This is a genomic window from uncultured Candidatus Kuenenia sp. (assembly GCF_900696675.1).
Classification (GTDB): domain Bacteria; phylum Planctomycetota; class Brocadiia; order Brocadiales; family Brocadiaceae; genus Kuenenia; species Kuenenia stuttgartiensis_A.
The window spans coordinates 32,890-51,583 of record NZ_CAADGZ010000012.1 but is presented as its reverse complement, the minus strand read 5'-3'; the positions used below and the strand labels follow the sequence as shown (position 1 = coordinate 51,583).

The window sequence follows — 18,694 nt, the reverse complement described above, 5'->3', positions numbered from 1 at the left end:
TTTCTTGACCTTCCCATCCTCACGGTACGATTCCCGCAGAAGGGTAGATCGATAGATTTTTTTACCGGATTTTGACTTGTTCTCTACAATATGCATGTCCACCATTGTACAGATAACAACCATTATCCGTCAAGTATATTGTCGGATAATAACAATATATTAGTGACTACATATTTATTAAAAATACAGCCTTAACAAACTATGTATTAAGCACTTATGCGTTTTGGCAGGGGTGAACATCCGTTGCATAAGCAGAAATGCTGCGTCTCAGTTTATTTGGTACAAAATCTCACATTATTTGAATTTAGAATTTTTTATTTGTTGTAAACGTCACCCCACCTTTAAAAAATGCATTTAATGATAAATTTATAACTATTCTAATTCAAACACTTTAGAGAAGAATTTTGTGTAGAGGCGCACAGCCGTGCGCCTCTATACAAATTAAATGTTAATTATAATTTCAAATTATTTTGTCATTAGAATCTGCTTCGGATTTCGTAATTTTATCATAGTACATAATTCATGGCATGCTGATTGCTCAAAAGAAAGGCCGTATTAATTATTTTTTTACAATTGTTTGGAGGAATTATGATGGGAAAGCATAAAAAGATTTTTTCAGAATATTATAACGATAATGACAGAGAAGAACTTTATGATACCCTGGATGCCTTACATGTTCTTATGGAAGGAGACAGGGAATTTAGATATGGCGACCTTCTCTCAGAGATGGATCAAATAAACAAGCATTAACGTAGGGGCTAAGCATGTATAAGTTTGGGTATGAACGCATTTGTGACAATTTATAGCAAATGCCTCATCCCTACATAGGGTTATATCGCAAGGTATAATAATTGGACATTACAATGACTTGTTTTGTGAGAAAATACGATACAACGTATTTTGAAACGCAGGTTTTGCATTATTGCGGATACACTCACTACCTGAGCTTGATCTTCATTTTTCGATTAATTTCCGCTTCCTGCCGTAGATTATTTGCCTCATTTTTTAACGCTCGTAAATCATTTAACATTTCCGGCCAACAATGAGAATACGCATAATTTACATTCATATGATGAAGCGCTTTTCCGGCAATAGCCGCATGGCGTTTTGTCAGACGTATAAAAATACCTTCCGCCTTTGAAACAGTGCTGTGCAAGGGGTATTCTCCTGTAAAATATGCATGCTCAGGATAACTGCTATTTAGCGGTATTGTCAATTCCGGTAAGAGTAGTTTCTCCCTGTAAAGATCCAGCATCAATTCTTCTGCCTCCTTTACGATCGGATTCAATAACTTCAGCGCATTTTTTGCGCTCACCAGCGCATCTTTTGAAAAAGCGGGGGAGTGGCATTTATTGCATAGTACCAACATATCATTTTTCTCTTTCCATGAATCTTCTTTATTGAAGCCTTTCTCTTCTTCTTTCTCTGAATAGGGTGATTTGCCGCCCATTTCGCCGGATAGTCCGAAGCGTGTATCATGTGTGCCGTCAGGCATATGGCACGTGACACAAACGGGTGATGATAAGTAAGCGGATTCGGAATAGCCCTCTTTTGCAGATCGAATAGCGGAACTCACCATACCGTGTTTAGAATCCATGTAGATTTCATACTGCGAATGATCAGAACCGGTGTGGCAGACGCCACAAACAGCGGGAGATTTTATGTGAGACTGTCCGGTTACATGCTGGGTATGGCATGAATTGCATTTAAATTGTATGGTATGACATGATTCGCAGGAAGTTAAAAGATCGTCCGATGAGAATGGAACATTTTTTTGAAAATCAACCACTGAATCCCAACTGGATGAGTGGCTGCTTTGCATGAACTCATTGTATTGTTTCATGTGACAGCGTCCACAAATCTGTGGAGATACCATACGTTGAACGCCTTTGTCAGAACAACTGGTTTCTTTTTTTTGAAATGACTCTTTTTCTGTTTCGTCAAATTCAGGAGAAACAGCGTGACAATCCTTGCAGCCGACATTCATTACGGCGTGTTTGTTAGTTTGCCATTCGACATTCAGATGATGAGCAACGTTGGATTTTTTATGACATGAGATGCAGTGTAACGACTCTTCTACGGCAAAGTTTTTTTCTTCTTTTTGTTTAACCACTTCAAGGGTTGGAACATTTGTATGTTCATGCTGTGTGGCGCAGCCCGGAAAGAAGAGCAAACAGGAAATAACAATGAGTGATGTTTGCAGATATATAAAAGTTTTAACAGGGATTGGAGCAGACATTTTTATTCTCCTTACAAATCATTTCGTAAAAATATGAAGATTATTCAGACAGCAATGCCCACATCCGGCATTGTCCTCCCGAACCTCCCTCTATTTTAATCGGTGCGAGGATAAGTATGGTGCCTTTTGGCGGCAATTTGTCGAGGTTTGCTACATTTTCAAGTATGTACTTGCCTGCGCCATTTATTATATGATGCACCTGAAAGTCCGAACACATACCGCAATCTCCGCTTAAGGTATCAATGCCAATGCCCTTTATCTCTCTTTGCTGTATTAAAAAAAGCGCCGCTTCTTTAGAATAACCGGGGAAATGCATCCTGTTGCAGTTGTCCATATTTTTGTATTGTTCATTATTATCCCATCGCTTGCACCATCCGGTATAAAGCAAAACAATGGCCCCCTGAGGAATTGTGCCGTGCTCTTTTTCCCAGTGCAGTATATCTTCGGCAGACAGGGTATAATCCTGGTTTCTTTTTACCTTTTCCTGTATGTTAATCACAATAGCGGGGCCGACTAATTGTTCGAAAGGTATTTGGTCTACGGAAGATTGATTCGGCTCAAAATGATTTGGCGCATCAATATGTGTGCCTAAATGTTCCGGTGTGCTGTATTTTCCCGAAAAGACCTTGTCTTTTCTTAATGAAGCGATTACTTCATATCTGAATGGTTCATATGCCCCTACAGGCCAGTGCGCATTTTTTTCGTTTAGTGGATAAGTTAAATCGATAATTGATGCCTTGCCGTCTATCACCTTCTCCAGAATCCCTGCGAATATGTCTGATGTAATGCAGGACAATGCAATGCTGGTAAAAAGGGGTATTAAAACCATTTTCATAACAAATTTCCTTTCAGGGAGTAAAGAAAATAAAAGCATGGGCGAAGCATTTGCTATAAATTGGCATAAATGCGTTCGTGCCTAAACGGGCAAATGTTTCGCCCATATTTTTTCAAAAAACTAAATTGTTACGAGAAAATTTGCACTATAATTCAATCAAAAACAAAAGTGAAGCATATCTTATCGATTCATACAGGCTGAGTTCAATAATTATCTTTTTTTATTTATTTTATGGTGTATATGTATTTAAATAACAAACAGTAGCCATGATTTTTATGAAAAAGAGATAATTCCCGGCAGATAATTTGTTATTTTTGAGTATTGGTTTTAGAGGATACTAATTATGCGTAAAATGGCAATGTATGGTTTTGTGTTATTATTGGCGCTTGTTGTGGGAAATGCTATTGATGGAATTGCAGATGATAAGATACAGGGTGATGGCAAATTAAAAAATGCTGAAAGCATTGCTCCGGCTATACAATTTGATGCATATACCCATGATTTTGGGAAGATTTATAGTGGTGAAAAAGTTATCCATAAATTTAAATTCAAAAATCATGGCGACGGTGAATTGATAATCGATAAGGTGAAGTCTGCATGCGGTTGTACGGCGGCATTAAGTTCAAAGAAAAATATCAAAAAAAATGAAGAGGGAGAAATCGAGGTAAAATTCAATTCCGGCAAATACGTTGGTAAAATAGCAAAATCAATATTTGTGCATTCAAATGACCCCGTTAATCCAAAGGTTAAATTGGTCATTGAAGTGAATATAATTGAAGAAGTAAGGGTTACTCCTAAGCGAATTAATTTTGGCGTAGTCAGAATGGGTAGTTCTTGTTCAGTAAATCTCGAAATAAAAACATTACCCGGTTCAAGGATAAAAATATTGAATGTTGAAACAAATTTTCCCTATATAAAACTAAAGGAGAAAGAGAAAAGTGTAGATGTTTGGAATTATGAGGTTGCGTTAAGAGGTGTTGAAGAGCTTGGAAAGTTTAACGGTTTTATTTTTGTTCATACAAATAGCGAAAAGAAACCAAAGATTGATATCCCTTTTAACGGCGAGGTGATAGGTGATATTACGTATTACCCGAATAAACTGTCCTTTGGAACAGTCAGGAAAAACCGGGAAGTTAAAAAAACGGTTATTGTTACCTTAGTGGATAAAAGTGTAGAAATTGAAAAAATAGAAATAGAGCCTGCATTTATGACATATAATATTTCTCCGCTGAATGATGATAGCCGGGTAATCAGTGTGCATATGAATCAGGGAGATTTTACCGGAACGGTAAACGGCAGTTTGTTGATCTATTCGAATAGCTCTCTTCAGCCTGAGATTTGTATCCCTATTTCGGCGACAATAAATGATTGAAGTGGTAAATAATTCTTACGGTAGTTTCTCAATAAGTTTTGGTAGGGGTTGTCAAAAAAATAAAAACTGCTCCCGTTTCCAATTAAGCTCCGGTTTCGGATAGAAAAAAGAATGTGTAACACTGTTACAAATGTTACAATATTTTTATGAAAAAATATTATAACGCCATATTTCTCCTTGTTTTCATTTCTCTGATCGCAAAAACCGGCAGTTCTTCCGATAGATTCGTTTTAATATTTTTCGGTGAAGAGCAAGGCGCCCTTGCCCCCTGCGGTTGTTTTGAGGGTCAATTGGGCGGTATCTCGCGAAGGGATACGCTTTTAAAGGATTACGAAACACAAGGCATTTCTGCGATAGCGGTAAGTACGGGCGATCTTATTAAGAGTCCTGAACGCCAGGAAGAGATTAAAATGGAATATTTGCTTGCTGCAATGAAAGAGATGGGGTGTATATTACACAATCTTGGCGAGAAAGATTTTGAAATTGGCCTGCAGGCTCTGAGTTTTGCTTCGCAAACAAATACGATAGACTTTCTTTGCGGCAATATTGAAATAAATTCGCCGTTCCCTTTAAAGTATAAAAAATACCTGTTAAAAGAATTGCCAGGATTCAACATTCCGTTAAAAATCGCATTTTTAAGCATTATTTCAGAGTCGCTGATCAAAGGGCATTTATTGGATTTTATAAGGGTATATGATCCTGTTCAATCATTAACGCCGGTAATAAACCAGATAAAAGGGAAAGCAGATCTTATCGTGCTTATATCGCACGCACCCATGGAGGAATCTGTTGAAATTGCCGAAACATTCCCGGAAATTGGATTAGTAATTACCGGACATGGTATCGAAGACCCAATAGAATCGTTAATGTATGTAAATAATACCCCTCTTCTCTCACATGGAACAAGGGGGAGATACGTAGCGGTTGCTGACTATGTTGTGAAAAGCGGCTCGATACGAAATACATCCGTTGATATAGTTCCCTTAGACGACAAATATGCTGCATCTGAAAAAATGCAGGTATTGCTGAAGCAATATCAGCAAACGTTAAAGGAGGAGGATTTGTTGAGCAACCTCCCGAAATTACCGTTGGAAGATGGAAATTTCTATATTGGGAGTTTGGCTTGCGGAACATGTCACAAGAAAATTCATGCCCATTGGAGTAATACAAGTCATCAAAAAGCATACACTACATTGTCCGATAGCGGACAACAGTATGATCCCGAATGTATACGTTGTCATACGGTTGGATTTGGATACGTCTCTGGTTTTGCAAATTATGATACAAACCGGAATCTTGCGCATGTCGGGTGCGAAAGTTGTCACGGAGCAGGCGGCAATCACATAAAAAATATCACTGATTCATATGGCAAGGTAAACGAAAATCGTTGCCTTGAATGTCACAATTTCGACCATAGTCCAAAATTTCAATACCCAAAATACTGGGAAAAAATTAAACATCCCAAAGAGATTCCTGAGGGCATGCCTGAAAATACACACGGCGGTTGACTAATGACTAACTTCATAATAATTTTGCGAATAACGGGAATTGATAATTATGCCAGACCTTAGAAAAGACCCTGTATCCGGTCGTTGGGTTATTATTGCGACGGAACGGGCTATGCGGCCTAACGATTTTAAGATAGAACCGCATGCCCCATTAAGTGCAGATGTGTTTTGTCCGTTTTGTGAAGGCAATGAAGACAAGACTCCTCCTGAAATTATGGCATATAGGGAAAAAGGCAGCTATGCAAATAAAAAAGGGTGGAGGGTGAGGGTTGTGCCGAATAAATTCCCGGCATTAAAAATTGAGGGGGGATTGAACAAACAAGGTGTGGGAATATACGATACCATGAGTGGCGTAGGCGCTCACGAAGTGATTATTGAAAGTCCCTTGCACATTACATCATTAACGGAAATGTCTATCTGGCAGGTGGAAGAAATATTGTGGACGTACAGGGACAGGATGATTGATTTAAAAAAGGACAAACGTTTCATTTACGGATTGTTGTTTAAAAATGTGGGAAGAGCCGCAGGCGCCTCTCTGGAGCACTCGCATTCCCAGTTAATTGTCACTCCGATTGTGCCTATTACGGTTATCCATGAAATGGAAGGATCGGAGGTATTCTACAAATACAGGGGACGTTGTTTATTTTGTGATATGGTCAGACAGGAATTAGCAACAGACGCCAGAATTGTAATGGAAGGAAAAAATTTTATAGCCTTTACGCCTTATGCCTCCCGTTTCCCCTTTGAGATTTGGATTTTGTCAAAAACGCATGCGTCTCATTTTGAAAACATACAAAAACTTGAGGTTGAGGAATTAGCAAAGATATTACAGAAAACAATATTAAAGCTGGAGGCATGTTTAACATATCCTCCTTATAATTATATTATTCACACAACGCCTTTTACCTATGGAGAAATAGAATACTATCACTGGCATATAGAGATTATTCCACGCCTGACAAACATCGCCGGATTTGAGTGGGGCAGTGGTTTTTATATTAATACGGTTACGCCTGAGACTGCCGCTGAATTTCTCAGGAATGCTAACATCCAAAACAACAATGAGGATATGAAATTGTGAATGTAGTATATTTATCATCTGAGGTCCTTCCCTTTGCAAAATCAGGAGGGCTGGCTGATATCTCGAGTGTAATACCAAAGAATTTAAATAAATTGGGCATCAACGTTATTGTAATAATGCCATTTTATAATATGGTGAAAGAATGTAATTGCACTATAGATAAGACAGATATCACCTTTACGGTAAACATCGGAGACGATGCAAAAACCTGCTGTGTATATAAAAGTTGTCTGCCCGGCACAGATATTCCGATATATTTTTTACACAACGAACACTATTTCGGGAGAAATGGCCTGTATAACTATCCTGGTACCATGCGCAATTATGAAGATAATTGCGAACGTTTTATCTTCTTTGCCCGAAGCGCCCTGGAATTAATGCTGCGTTTAAAACCTTGTCCGGATATTATCCATTGCAACGATTGGCAGACCGGGCTTATTCCTGTTTATTTAAAGACGATATACGGGAATAACGAATGTTTTAAAAAGACACGGACGATAATGACCATTCACAACCTTGCGTTTCAGGGATTATTCCCGGCTGATTGTATGAAATATACGGGGTTAGACTGGGGTCTTTTTCACCCGGCTTATTTAGAGTTCTATGGAATGATAAATTTTCTCAAAGCAGGCATTATCTTTAGTGATAGTATTACCACCGTAAGCGAGACATATGCAGAGGAGATACAGACGCAGGAATTTGGAGAACGTCTGGATGGTGTATTGAGAACGAGGTCAAAGGATATCTATGGCATTCTTAATGGAATAGATTATTCATTATGGAATCCTGAAAGTGATGCGCTTATAGCGGCTAATTATTCGTACAAAGATCTTTCAGGCAAGCATGTCTGTAAAAAGGCCCTGCAAAGAAAGCTGGGACTGCCGGAAAAGGCTGTTCCCATAATTGCAATGATTACACGCCTGACGGATCAAAAGGGTCTGGATTTAGTAATGAATATTTTTAATAAATTGCTTAGATTGGATATACAATTCGTTTTATTAGGTTCCGGAGAATCTGTCTATCAGGATTTTTTTAAACAGTACGCTAAAATTGTCCCTGCAAAGGTTTCAGCAAATATCTCGTTTAATGAGCCACTGGCGCATGAAATTGAAGCCGGGGCAGATATTTTTTTAATGCCGTCGCGCTATGAACCGTGCGGGTTAAATCAATTATATAGCATAAAATATGGAACGGTACCGATTGTAAGACATACCGGAGGTCTTGCGGACACGATTTTTGACGTTCGTCACGAAAAAGTTTATAAAGAAAAAGCAAACGGGTTTTCATTTAAAGAATATAATGCAGATTTATTGTATGCAACAATTATACGGGCGCTTGATTTCTATAAAAATCGTTCAGAGTGGACGAAACTTATGAGAAACGGAATGAAACAGAACTGGCTATGGGAGGAAAGTGCGCGAAAGTATATCTCTCTTTATGAAAAAATTTTGAGAAATTAATCTTATTTCCCCTGTAATTGCTATTTTGCCGGGCGGGATGAGAAAATGCAATTTCCCTGTTAAGTATACTTAGCAGTACTAACTTAACGTTTAGGAATTGCAATATTTATTTTTATTTAAGCAATGAACAAACCCACCCCTAACCCCTTCCAACAGGGAACTTGTCAAATTCCCCTCTCGGGAGGGGATTGAGGGGTGGGTAAAAAATGAACGCCGTTGGGTTTTGTCTTTTGGAAACCCAACTTAACTTAACCTTTGGCCAGATAAATGTTGCCGGATACTATAAAATTAAAACTGGAAGATATTATAAATAATATTTCAGATTCGGGAGTTGCCGGATTGGCATTGCTTGATCACGATCTTAATGTTGCATGGGCGAACCGCTCACTTTCTTCTATTTTAAAATTGAATTATGATCCGGTTGGAAAATCATGCCGTGAGATATTTGACTGTGAATGCAAAGATAAGAATAATTGCACAATACTCAAGGCTCTTTCCAGCGGCAGAAAACAGTACAGCGAGGTTCAGTTAAGCGCTGATAAAGATACAAGAAAATACCTGCAAAATGTATCGGTACCAATTAAAGATGAAAAGGGAAGCATAACACATTTATTAAAAATTACTACTGATATTACGTTAAAAGAAGAGAAGATTCATCAATATGATTTATTGAGAAAATTAGCTGAATTAATGCAGGGAACGCTTCAAATTGACCGGCTTCTTCATTTGATTCTGACGTGTGTGACGGCGGGAACTGCGCTGGGGTTTAACCGTGCAAGGCTTTTTGTTGTGGACCATGACCGCAACATTGTTTTCGGCAAGATGGCGGTAGGTCCGTCAGATGTTGCCGAAGCGAATAAGATATGGAATGAAATAGCACATAAATACAAAATGCTGGAGGATTTAATAAAGGCGTCGGAAGATAATTATCAATATGATTCCCCCTTGCACATGATTACCCGGCTGATGGCATATTCGCTGGATGACGAAAATGAGGTTATTGTTTCATGCATCAGAAAAAAGAAGGTTATCGTGGAAAAAAATGCATTTAACAATCCCAATATCAACAAGAATTTTGTAAATATGATTGGTTCAAACGAATTTGTCTGTGTTCCTTTGATTGTAAGAGATAAAGCGATTGGGGCTATTTGCGCAGATAATATATACAGCAAAAAACCAATAACAGATGAAATGGTAATGCTTTTATCCACATTTGCGAATCATGCAGCGCTGGCGATTGAAAACGCGGATGCGTACAAGAAATTAGAGAAAAAAATTATTCAACTGAAAGACGCACAGGAACGGCTGGTACGTTCTGAAAAGCTTGCGGTTATCGGTAACATGGCGGGTTATATTGCCCATGAAATACGAAATCCTCTGGTGACTATCGGAGGATTTGCCAGATCAATAGCCCGGGAAACAGCGGATAATAAAACAATAAAGAATAGCGCAGAAATTATTATTGATGAGGTAAGCAGGTTAGAAAAAATTCTTGCAGTCGTAATGGATTTTAGCAAAGTCGCTAAACCTGCTAAGGTGAAAACGCAGGTAAATGAAATAGTTGACAATACAATATCACTCATGGAATCATATTTTAAAAATATCGGCATAGATGTAGTAAAAAAATACGAATCAATGATACCGGATATTGTGGTTGATCAGGACCAGATACGGCAGGTATTTTTAAATATCTTTAAAAATGCCGCTGAATCGATGCAAAATGGAGGAAAACTGATTGTCGGAACAACGAAAGAGGATGAATATGTGAGAATAGATATTACTGATACAGGAGTGGGTATGGACGCGGACACTATAGAAAATATTTTTACTCCATTTTATACTAAAAAAAGGGAAGGGACCGGTATTGGTTTGGCGGTATCGCAGAAAATTGTAGATGATCATGAAGGCTTTATAAAAGTAAAAAGCGAATTAAATCAAGGCGCTACATTTTCCATTTTTCTGCCGCTAAAGAAATAATTATATATTGAAGGGAGTTTAAAATGGATACTATATTATTGGTAGAAGATGATAAAAATCAGATTTTGTTATATGAACAGGAACTAGCAATAGAAGGTTATAAAGTTGTTACGGCTACAAATGGGATAGAGGCTATTGAGAACGCGCGGCATTTTAAACCGGACTTAGTGGTAATGGACATAAATATGCCCATGATGGACGGCATTGAGTCTATGTGCAGGATTTTGAGTGAACATAAAAACATTCCTATAATCATTAATACGGCGTATAGCAACTATCAGAACAATTTCATGTCATGGTCGGCTGATGCATACATTGTTAAATCATCTGATCTAAAAGAATTAAAAGACAAGATTAAAGAATTGCTTAATAAAAGGAAGAAAAACGACAATGATAAAACCGTTTGATCATACATTGTATAGAAAAGTCCTTGTAATGCTGCTTGCAGGGGGCAAAGGGGAAAGGTTGTATCCGTTGACAAGAGACAGGGCAAAGCCCGCAGTCCCTTTCGGCGGGATTTACCGCATTATAGATTTCACCTTAAGTAATTGCATTAATTCAGGATTAAGAAAAATATGCGTTTTAACACAGTATAAGTCTTATTCATTAGACAGGCATTTACGGGTAGGTTGGAATATTTTCAATACCGAGCTGGATGAATTTATTGAAAATATCCCTCCTCAAAAGAGAACCAACGAAATGTGGTATCTGGGAACTGCCGATGCGGTATATCAGAATATATATGTTCTGGAAAGTGAACGCCCTGAGATGGTATTGGTTTTAGCAGGCGATCATATATACAAAATGGACTATGCTGAACTGATAAATTACCATATCACAAATGAAGCGGATCTGACGGTTCCCTGTATTGAGGTGCCGTTGGAAGATGCTACTCGGTTTGGCGTAGTAGCCATAGATAATGATTCCCGTATCATTGATTTTGATGAAAAACCTTCGAATCCCAAACCACTTCCCACAAATCAAAATGTCGCCCTTGTTTCCATGGGCATATATTTGTTCAATACCGAGGTGCTTGTAAGGCGCATAATAGAGAATGCAAAAAATGACACTAACAGAGATTTTGGGAAAAATATTATTCCAACTATGATTCAAAAAGACCGGGTGCTTTCATTTGTTTTTAATGGCAATGAGCATAACACGTCTAACTATTGGAGAGATATTGGCACTTTAGATGCATATTGGGAGGCGAATATTGATCTGGTTAAAAAAAACCCCGACTTTGATCTTTTTGATAATAGGTGGCCTATCCGAACATATAATAAGCAATATCCTCCCGCAAAATATATATTCGAAAATGAGAAAAACGGAATGATAAAAGATGCATTGATATCAAATGGATGCCTGATCAATGACGCCAGCATCGTGAAATCCATTATATCTCCCTGCGTTACAATCGGAGCTCAATCATCAGTGATAGGTTCCATTATAATGGAAGGTGTAAGAATCGGGGAAAACGTTAAGATTAAAAATGCAATCATTGATAAACATGTAACAATACCGGATGGGATGAAAATGGGATATGATTTGCAGGATGATGGAAAACAATTTACGGTAACCGAAAAAGGCATCGTTGTTGCGCACAAGGAAATGCATCTGATATGAAACATCCATGCCGGTGTTCGACTGTAATGTTTACGCTGAATAGTTACATTTTATTTTCGGTCTTGATTTTTTTTGTAATGAATGTTGGATGGTGAGTAACCGTTTGCTTGCAGAAAATGGAGAAGTTTTTTACTTGCCTTCTGTTCTCTTGAATAGTCTGGCAGCCAGAATTTTGTGGTATCAATCCCGCTGACGGTTTTGTTCCTGGAATTTATAACGTAAGTTTTTTGTTCAGAAGTAGCACTCTGGTATTTGACAAGGATGATACCGTCATTCGGGTCAAAATCGACTTCAATACGCATACCCTCATCGTCGTATATCTTTCCAATAGCCTTCACTATATCAACTAATTCATCCAAAGAGTTTCTCTTCATATTTTATAATGCAGCAAAAAGCTGCAACCAAAAAGAATTTAACCACGAATCCGCCTTACCTACCCACAAAACATAAAAAATCTTTTAGAACCCAACCTAACTGGCATGGACGGAACCAAACAAGGACGAAATACGAAATTCTAAGTACGAAATACGAAACAAATTCCATAATCCACCCCTGCACCCCCGCCAGCGGGGGACATTCTGCCTCCTTTGTAGGGGATTAGGGGGAGGATATTTAGGATTTCACCAGTAAATATTTTGCCAAAAAATGCAAGGAAATTACCTGCTTAATTCTCATTGCAATTGTACAGGAATCTTCATTTTATGAAAGCGTTTTTATAGTGGTGTTTCCAGAAGTCAAAGATTGAGGCAGGCATCAAAAAATTATAGCAAAAGTCATGCGGAGAAAGCGATGTTACGGTTCTTTACACGATTGGCGTGATTTGAATGCAAAAAATAATAAATAATAATTGACAATATTGTTTTTTATTATACAATCCTAGACGTGTGAGATTGAGTCTCAATATAGTTTTTAGGATGGAGGTGTGATGTGAGGTATGTGTGTTTAATTGTTGTATTTGGAGGTATAGGGGTTTTTACTCCGCAGGCATTTGCCCAATCAGGAGATACGGAAATGTTAAATAACCGTGTGCAGGCGCTTGAAAACCAATTACAAGAGATTAAGGAACTATTGAAAAACCAAGTATCGAGAGACATGCAGAAAGATGAAGAGATTGCTGACTTGAAAAAACAATTAGCTGCGCAAGCGGATGTGGTAAGTAGTAAGGCAGAGAGTGTTCCTGCGGCTTATGCGGGCATGGATGATCAACAAATCACTGCAGGACAGGAAATGGAAAAGGACTTTTATCTGGCAAAAAAGAGTTCTGAAATGGTGGATAAAGACCTTGGGTCTGCATTTGGAGGGGTTTACACAAAGCCCTTTTTGAGACGATTCGGCAGGAATACGTATCTTGGAGGATATATGGATTTTGAATTCAGGGCGCCGGAAGATGAAGACGCCGCACACGGGTTTACCCAGAAAAGATTCATACCGTTTATCTATTCAGACATATCTGACCGTGTAAAACTGGCGACGGAAATTGAGTTTGAGTTCGGCGGCGTTGGCGGCGGCAGATCCGGCGAAGTGATTCTTGAATTTGGAACTATCGATTTCCTGGTAACCGAATGGATCAACTGGAGAGGCGGCTATCTTCTTACGCCTTTAGGAAAGTTTAATCTTGTCCATGATTCTCCGATACAGGACCTCACTGACCGACCACTTGTTAACCAGTTGATTATTCCAACCACGCTTACCGATCTGGGGATGGGCTTTTTTGGCTCGCTCTATCCAACGGAACTGAGCAAGCTCAATTATGAAATTTATGTTACGAATGGTGCGTTCAGGGGGCTGGATAAAGATGGCGATATAAGTATCGGAGAAATGAACGGATTAAGAAGCGCAAAGGGGGGGTATAATAATGATAATTATAATAAAAGTCCCGCCGTTGTCGGGCGTGTTTCTTTTAGTCCGTTCATCGGGCTCGATTTGGGGGGATCTGCGTATACAAGCAGGTATGACGAAAATAACAATAACCAGTTGACCATTTCCGCCCTTGATTTTACCTATCAAAGGGGTGCATTTGAATTCCTGGGTGAGGGCGCATATGCATTTGTTGAGACGGATGATTTTGCAAAGGATTCAGGGATTACTGATGATATGTGGGGATATTACCTTGAGGCTCGTTACCACTTTATGCCGTCTTTCCTGAGAAACATGTCCCCAACACTGTTTGGCGATAATTCAACATTTACCGGAGTAGTGCGATGGGATCAGGTGCAGACGGCAGGCAGGGATGATGATTTTGCAAAAGTCCATTGGCTGAGATCGAGGGTTACGCCGGGCATTAATTACCGGTACACAGAGGACACGGTATTTAAACTGGATTATCAAATCAACATGGAAAATAAAGATATGCCTGACGAAGCAAATAACGCATTTCTGTTTTCTGTGGCAACATATTTTTAATAAAACATTTAAGGAATTTACATGAAACGCTGATGGATACCGTTTTGTTTGAGCAATGAATATTCGATTTGCAAATGTTCAGAAAAACCGGCGTTTTTGTGAGAAGGAGTAAGATTTATGAAAGGAAAAGTGCTTGTTTTAGGGGGAGGCCCATGTGGCTTGTCTGCCGCATGGGAATTATCCAAACATGGATATAACGTTACTGTGCTGGAGAAGGGCTCAAAAGTGGGCGGATTGTGCATTACCAATGAATATAACGGTTATCGGTTTGACCTTGGCGGGCATAGGTTTATTTCTAAAAACAGGGAACTGGTAGAAGATGTTCGCACAATGATGGGAAGTGAACTTTTGACATCGTCGCGGAAAAGTGTGATTTTGCTGAAGGGAAAGGTCTTTGAATATCCCCTTTCCGCAAAGGATATATTCCTGAAAATGGATATGTGGACAAATGCAAAGGCATTTATGTCTTATCTTATCGCTGCATTTTCACGTATGTTCGTTCGCAAAAGGGAGGTGTCGTTTGAGGATTGGATTGTGCGTCGTTTTGGACGTACTCTTTATAATTTGTTTTTTGGCCCTTATACCGAAAAACTGTGGGGCATATCGCCCGGGGAGATTTCCTCCGACTGGGCATCACAAAGAATCTCACTATTGAATCTAAAGGACGTCCTTTTTCATCTCCTTAAACTGAAGAGGAGGACGCCGAGAACCTATGCAAAGGGATATTATTATCCCAAAAAAGGCATCGGGCAGATGTTTGATATTATGGGTGGTGAAATAGAAAGTATGGGTGGCAGGATCGTCCTGAATGCAGAGGTCGTGGGTGTGAATATAAACAACGATGCGATAACCGGCGTGCGGTATCTGAAAGATGGCGTGGAGGAAACGATTGATTGTGATGCGGTGATTTCCACCATATCATTGCCGGATCTGATTAATACGTTTCCGGCACATTTGACTGCTGGCATGGAGAAACATATATCTCTGCTGAAATTCAGGGCGGTTCGTTTCCTTAATATTCTGGTGAATCTTCCGGATATAAGTGAAAACACATGGATGTATGTGTCCGAAGGAAAATACATCATGACACGCATCCAGGAACCAAAGAGAAGAAGTTCCTTCAGCGCCCCGGAGGGAAAAACGTCCATAATGCTTGAAATCCCATGCAATGAGGGTGATGAAATTTGGAGTTGCCCAAAGGTGGATTTGCTGGAGAGATGTTTGAAAGATTTAAAAGACCTTGGCCTCGATATAAGGGATAAGGTCGTCGATTATTTTACCACCGGCGTGACTCACGGATATCCTGTTTATACCCTTGATTACGTGGAGCATCGCCAAAAACTCTTTCAATTTTTAGAAAGATATGAAAATATAATCACGTGCGGCAGGCAGGGGACTTTCAGGTATATCTTTATGGATATTGCAATGGAAATGGGAATTGCCGCTGCCCACCATCTTATGCTGGATACAATGTCGAAGAAGGATGCTATTCATCACATGCGTTCTGAGGATGAGCTTATTGAAGTAAGCTCTGTGACATCCTAGGCGTTTAGCGCCTCGACATCGACAAAATTTTGTCGATATGTCAAAACGTTTAAATTCTAAAATCGAATATCGAAATTCGAAACAATACCGAAACTCAAAATTAAAATGTTCAAAACTAAAACCATGAGGTGTGTCCGTTTGCTGTGACCGTAAAACCAGCCTGTTTCATATTTCGTGCTTCGAATTTCGTATTTTTATTCCTGCTTGTCTGGTTCTGGCTATACCAGCTTGGAGTAATTTAGTTAATGTTAATAGTGCAAGGGTGTATAACGTAAATGGCAGAGCAAAATCTGACAGCTATCAAAAAAAAAGAAAATTTATTAAAGGGAAACATGTTTCCATTATGTGCAGTTGCACTATGTCTTGTGACAAGACTGTTGTTCTTTGGTAGATATGTTGACGAGTGGGATAGTGTTAACTTTGCCTTTGGTTTGTCAAAGGGATACGATATTTTACACGACCAGCCGCATTTCCCGGGGTACCCGGTATACATGTTTTTTAGCTGGATAGGGTATAAGATTATCGGTTCTGACATTAAGGCATTGATTTTTTCAGGTATTTTATTTAGCAGCATGGCGGTATTTCCCCTGTATGAACTGGCAAAACGGATGTTTTCCAAAAATGTGTCAATACTTGCTGTCATTTTATACATAGTAAATCCGCAAATATGGTTGCAGGCGGAAAAACCACTCTCTGACGCCTTTGGCTTATTTTTTGTGATTACTGCTGTTTTGTTTTCTTATCTTGCGTTAGAACGGGTGGCTATTTCAAAGGATATTCCGGAATATCTGGAGAGGAATGAAAATAATGCTTTGACATATCTGGCCTTCAGCGGGTTTCTGCTGGGTTTGGGGATTGGCGTAAGGGTTACATACCTCGCGTTAGCCCCTGTTATGCTTTACGTGGCTTTTCTGTTAAGGAATATCTTTTCTGTCCGAAGGATTGTCGCATGGGGCGGCCTTGGTTTTGCTGCCGGGGTCTCGTCATGGCTGGTCTATCTGATAATACATTTTACCCCTGGCAAGTTCTTTAAAAAATTTTTACGTCATGCTGAGTACCATTTTTATGAAGACGGCAATTCTATTGTTACAACAGACAGTTTTTTTGAAAGGGTGCATGATATCGCTTACCGTTTCATTGCCCATTGTATGGGGCTGTGGTGGCAGGATGCGTTTTTACTGCGCGTAGTGCCTACAATTATTGTGGTAGTCTCTCTGGTGTATTTCTTTAAAAAGGTGAAATGGTCTGAAAAGATACGGTTTTTATCGGTAGTTTTCCTCTTTTATGGTTTATGGGTTCTTTTTATTCAGGATGCTATACGTCAGATCATGGTGCTTGTTCCTTTTCTGGCAATGGTGATAAGCGCCGGATTGCTTTATTTTTATACGTATTATCTGAAGAATAAAAGATACGGAAGAATATCCTTTTATCTTATGACAGGGGTATTTATTTTATCACATGCGGTTGACTCCGTGAGGATTGTATCGATAAACAGGGATATAAAACCTCCCTCTGTTTCGCAAATAGACTATATAAAAGAGAATTATAAAAAAGAAGATACTAAATTCTACTGTCTGAATGACTGGCGGCTGTTCCAGTATTACGCCCCTGAATGGTGTGACAGGAAAAACACTCACGTATATTTTGTCTCACATATGAATGGGGTGAAAAATGACTTAAAACGGCTGAAGAAGAAACCGGAAAATGTGCTTATCTCCTCAAAACTTTTTGGACGCCACAAATATGCAGACAGGTTGAAGGAACTGGCAGTATTTGAAAGAGACGTTTATGGAGTTGCAGATTATAACTTGCTTGCATTGTATCGCTTTGAAAGCAAGGCGAAGATAAAAGAGCCTGTGGAAAGGAGAGATCATTCAAATAGACAAGGTATTGTTGAAGAACAGGAGGGCATGCCGTTGGTAAAATTTGATGAAACAAGATAAGAAATAATTGCTTAGCCGCATCCGTTAAGGGACTAGGTATTTTCTATTATACCGTAGCAGTTTACAGTTTACAGTCGGCTGTAGGCAAATTGCAGATTGAGGGCTGAGGACAGAGCTTCTCAAAAGGGGAATATAAAAAGTTTGACTCTTGGAACGATGCGTTCATAAAAAATGAGATTTTTATTTATTCAGGAAGGAGTGTGAAAGATGGTAAAAACGTTTTATTTGTCGTTGTGTTTTGTATGTGTTACAGGTGTGCTTGCTTCTTTAAGCGAGGTAAAGGCACAGTCCGTGGGTGGCGCGAGCGTCTCCGGCACGGTAACCAGCGAGCAGAATGAACCGGTAAAAGACGCAAATGTAGTATTGAAAAATAAGAAGACAAAATTCAAAGACAAGGGTACTACTGGAACAAACGGTGAATACGAATTTTCCAATCTTGATGCAGGAAAATATAAGCTAACCGTAAAAAAGTCAGGATATTCAAATGGGAAAAAGAGTTTTAAGCTTAAAGATGGACGGGAAAAAACGGTTGACATTACGTTGAAAACAAAAGAGAACGGAGGCGGTAGTGGTTCCGGTAATGGAGGTGGAAGTGGGGGAGGTTCTGGTTCCGGAAGTGGCGGCTGATAAAATGTCTCTCAACATGGCAGTATACTTAAGGGCGGCACAGACAAACAAAGTTTGTCTGTGCTTATCTTAAAAAAATTT

Annotated in this window: 15 protein-coding genes; 12 read left to right on the top strand and 3 right to left on the bottom strand. The window is 39.1% G+C overall.

Annotation, left to right across the window (positions count from 1 at the left end; all coding sequences use genetic code 11):
- Positions 1-588: 588 nt before the first annotated feature.
- Positions 589-750, top strand: coding sequence for a hypothetical protein (locus tag QZT26_RS03755; protein WP_157820691.1), 162 nt, complete (start codon positions 589-591; stop codon positions 748-750).
- A gap of 187 nt (positions 751-937) precedes the next feature.
- On the opposite strand, the gene QZT26_RS03750 is transcribed toward QZT26_RS03755, so the two are convergent.
- Both QZT26_RS03750 and QZT26_RS03745 read right to left on the bottom strand, forming a co-directional pair.
- The gene (locus QZT26_RS03750) at positions 938-2,239 is read right to left on the bottom strand and encodes a multiheme c-type cytochrome (RefSeq protein WP_164995292.1); all 1,302 of its coding nucleotides are present in this window, start codon (positions 2,237-2,239) and stop codon (positions 938-940) included.
- Between the two features lie 40 nt (positions 2,240-2,279).
- Positions 2,280-3,074, bottom strand: coding sequence for a cyclase family protein (locus QZT26_RS03745; RefSeq protein ID WP_164995291.1), 795 nt, complete (start codon positions 3,072-3,074; stop codon positions 2,280-2,282).
- A 343-nt stretch (positions 3,075-3,417) separates the two neighbouring features.
- Between QZT26_RS03745 and QZT26_RS03740 the strand changes: the two genes are divergently transcribed.
- The 7 genes from QZT26_RS03740 to glgC all read left to right on the top strand — a co-directional run bounded on the left by QZT26_RS03740 (position 3,418) and on the right by glgC (position 12,095).
- Positions 3,418-4,446 (top strand): DUF1573 domain-containing protein, encoded by a 1,029-nt coding sequence (locus tag QZT26_RS03740; protein ID WP_295100750.1) that lies wholly within the window; start codon positions 3,418-3,420, stop codon positions 4,444-4,446.
- 146 nt (positions 4,447-4,592) lie between these two features.
- On the top strand, positions 4,593-5,954 hold the full coding sequence (locus tag QZT26_RS03735; protein WP_099326426.1) for a multiheme c-type cytochrome: 1,362 nt from the start codon (positions 4,593-4,595) through the stop codon (positions 5,952-5,954).
- Between the two features lie 49 nt (positions 5,955-6,003).
- Entirely contained in the window at positions 6,004-7,035 is a 1,032-nt protein-coding gene (gene galT / locus QZT26_RS03730; protein ID WP_099326427.1) for a galactose-1-phosphate uridylyltransferase, read from the top strand.
- Entirely contained in the window at positions 7,032-8,495 is a 1,464-nt protein-coding gene (gene glgA / locus QZT26_RS03725) for a glycogen synthase GlgA (protein WP_157820692.1), read from the top strand. Before galT ends, glgA begins: the two co-directional genes overlap by 4 nt.
- A gap of 267 nt (positions 8,496-8,762) precedes the next feature.
- Positions 8,763-10,472: an ATP-binding protein gene (locus QZT26_RS03720; RefSeq protein WP_099326429.1), complete on the top strand. Its 1,710-nt coding sequence runs from the start codon at positions 8,763-8,765 to the stop codon at positions 10,470-10,472.
- A gap of 23 nt (positions 10,473-10,495) precedes the next feature.
- A complete protein-coding gene (locus tag QZT26_RS03715; protein WP_099326430.1) occupies positions 10,496-10,879 on the top strand; it encodes a response regulator in 384 nt (127 codons plus the stop codon).
- A complete protein-coding gene (glgC, locus tag QZT26_RS03710; RefSeq protein ID WP_099326431.1) occupies positions 10,863-12,095 on the top strand; it encodes a glucose-1-phosphate adenylyltransferase in 1,233 nt (410 codons plus the stop codon). Before QZT26_RS03715 ends, glgC begins: the two co-directional genes overlap by 17 nt.
- A 50-nt stretch (positions 12,096-12,145) precedes the next feature.
- Here the strand turns inward: glgC and QZT26_RS03705 are convergent, their stop codons facing one another.
- Positions 12,146-12,469: a hypothetical protein gene (locus tag QZT26_RS03705; RefSeq protein ID WP_157820693.1), complete on the bottom strand. Its 324-nt coding sequence runs from the start codon at positions 12,467-12,469 to the stop codon at positions 12,146-12,148.
- Between the two features lie 637 nt (positions 12,470-13,106).
- Here QZT26_RS03705 and QZT26_RS03700 point away from each other — a divergent pair.
- The 4 genes from QZT26_RS03700 to QZT26_RS03685 all read left to right on the top strand — a co-directional run bounded on the left by QZT26_RS03700 (position 13,107) and on the right by QZT26_RS03685 (position 18,613).
- Positions 13,107-14,498: a hypothetical protein gene (locus QZT26_RS03700; RefSeq protein ID WP_295100742.1), complete on the top strand. Its 1,392-nt coding sequence runs from the start codon at positions 13,107-13,109 to the stop codon at positions 14,496-14,498.
- A 117-nt stretch (positions 14,499-14,615) separates the two neighbouring features.
- Entirely contained in the window at positions 14,616-16,043 is a 1,428-nt protein-coding gene (locus QZT26_RS03695; RefSeq protein ID WP_099326434.1) for an FAD-dependent oxidoreductase, read from the top strand.
- 275 nt (positions 16,044-16,318) lie between these two features.
- Complete coding sequence (locus tag QZT26_RS03690; RefSeq protein WP_099326435.1) at positions 16,319-17,986, top strand: glycosyltransferase family 39 protein; 1,668 nt, start codon at positions 16,319-16,321, stop codon at positions 17,984-17,986.
- A 207-nt stretch (positions 17,987-18,193) separates the two neighbouring features.
- Positions 18,194-18,613, top strand: coding sequence for a carboxypeptidase-like regulatory domain-containing protein (locus tag QZT26_RS03685; protein WP_099326436.1), 420 nt, complete (start codon positions 18,194-18,196; stop codon positions 18,611-18,613).
- Positions 18,614-18,694 lie beyond the last annotated feature (81 nt).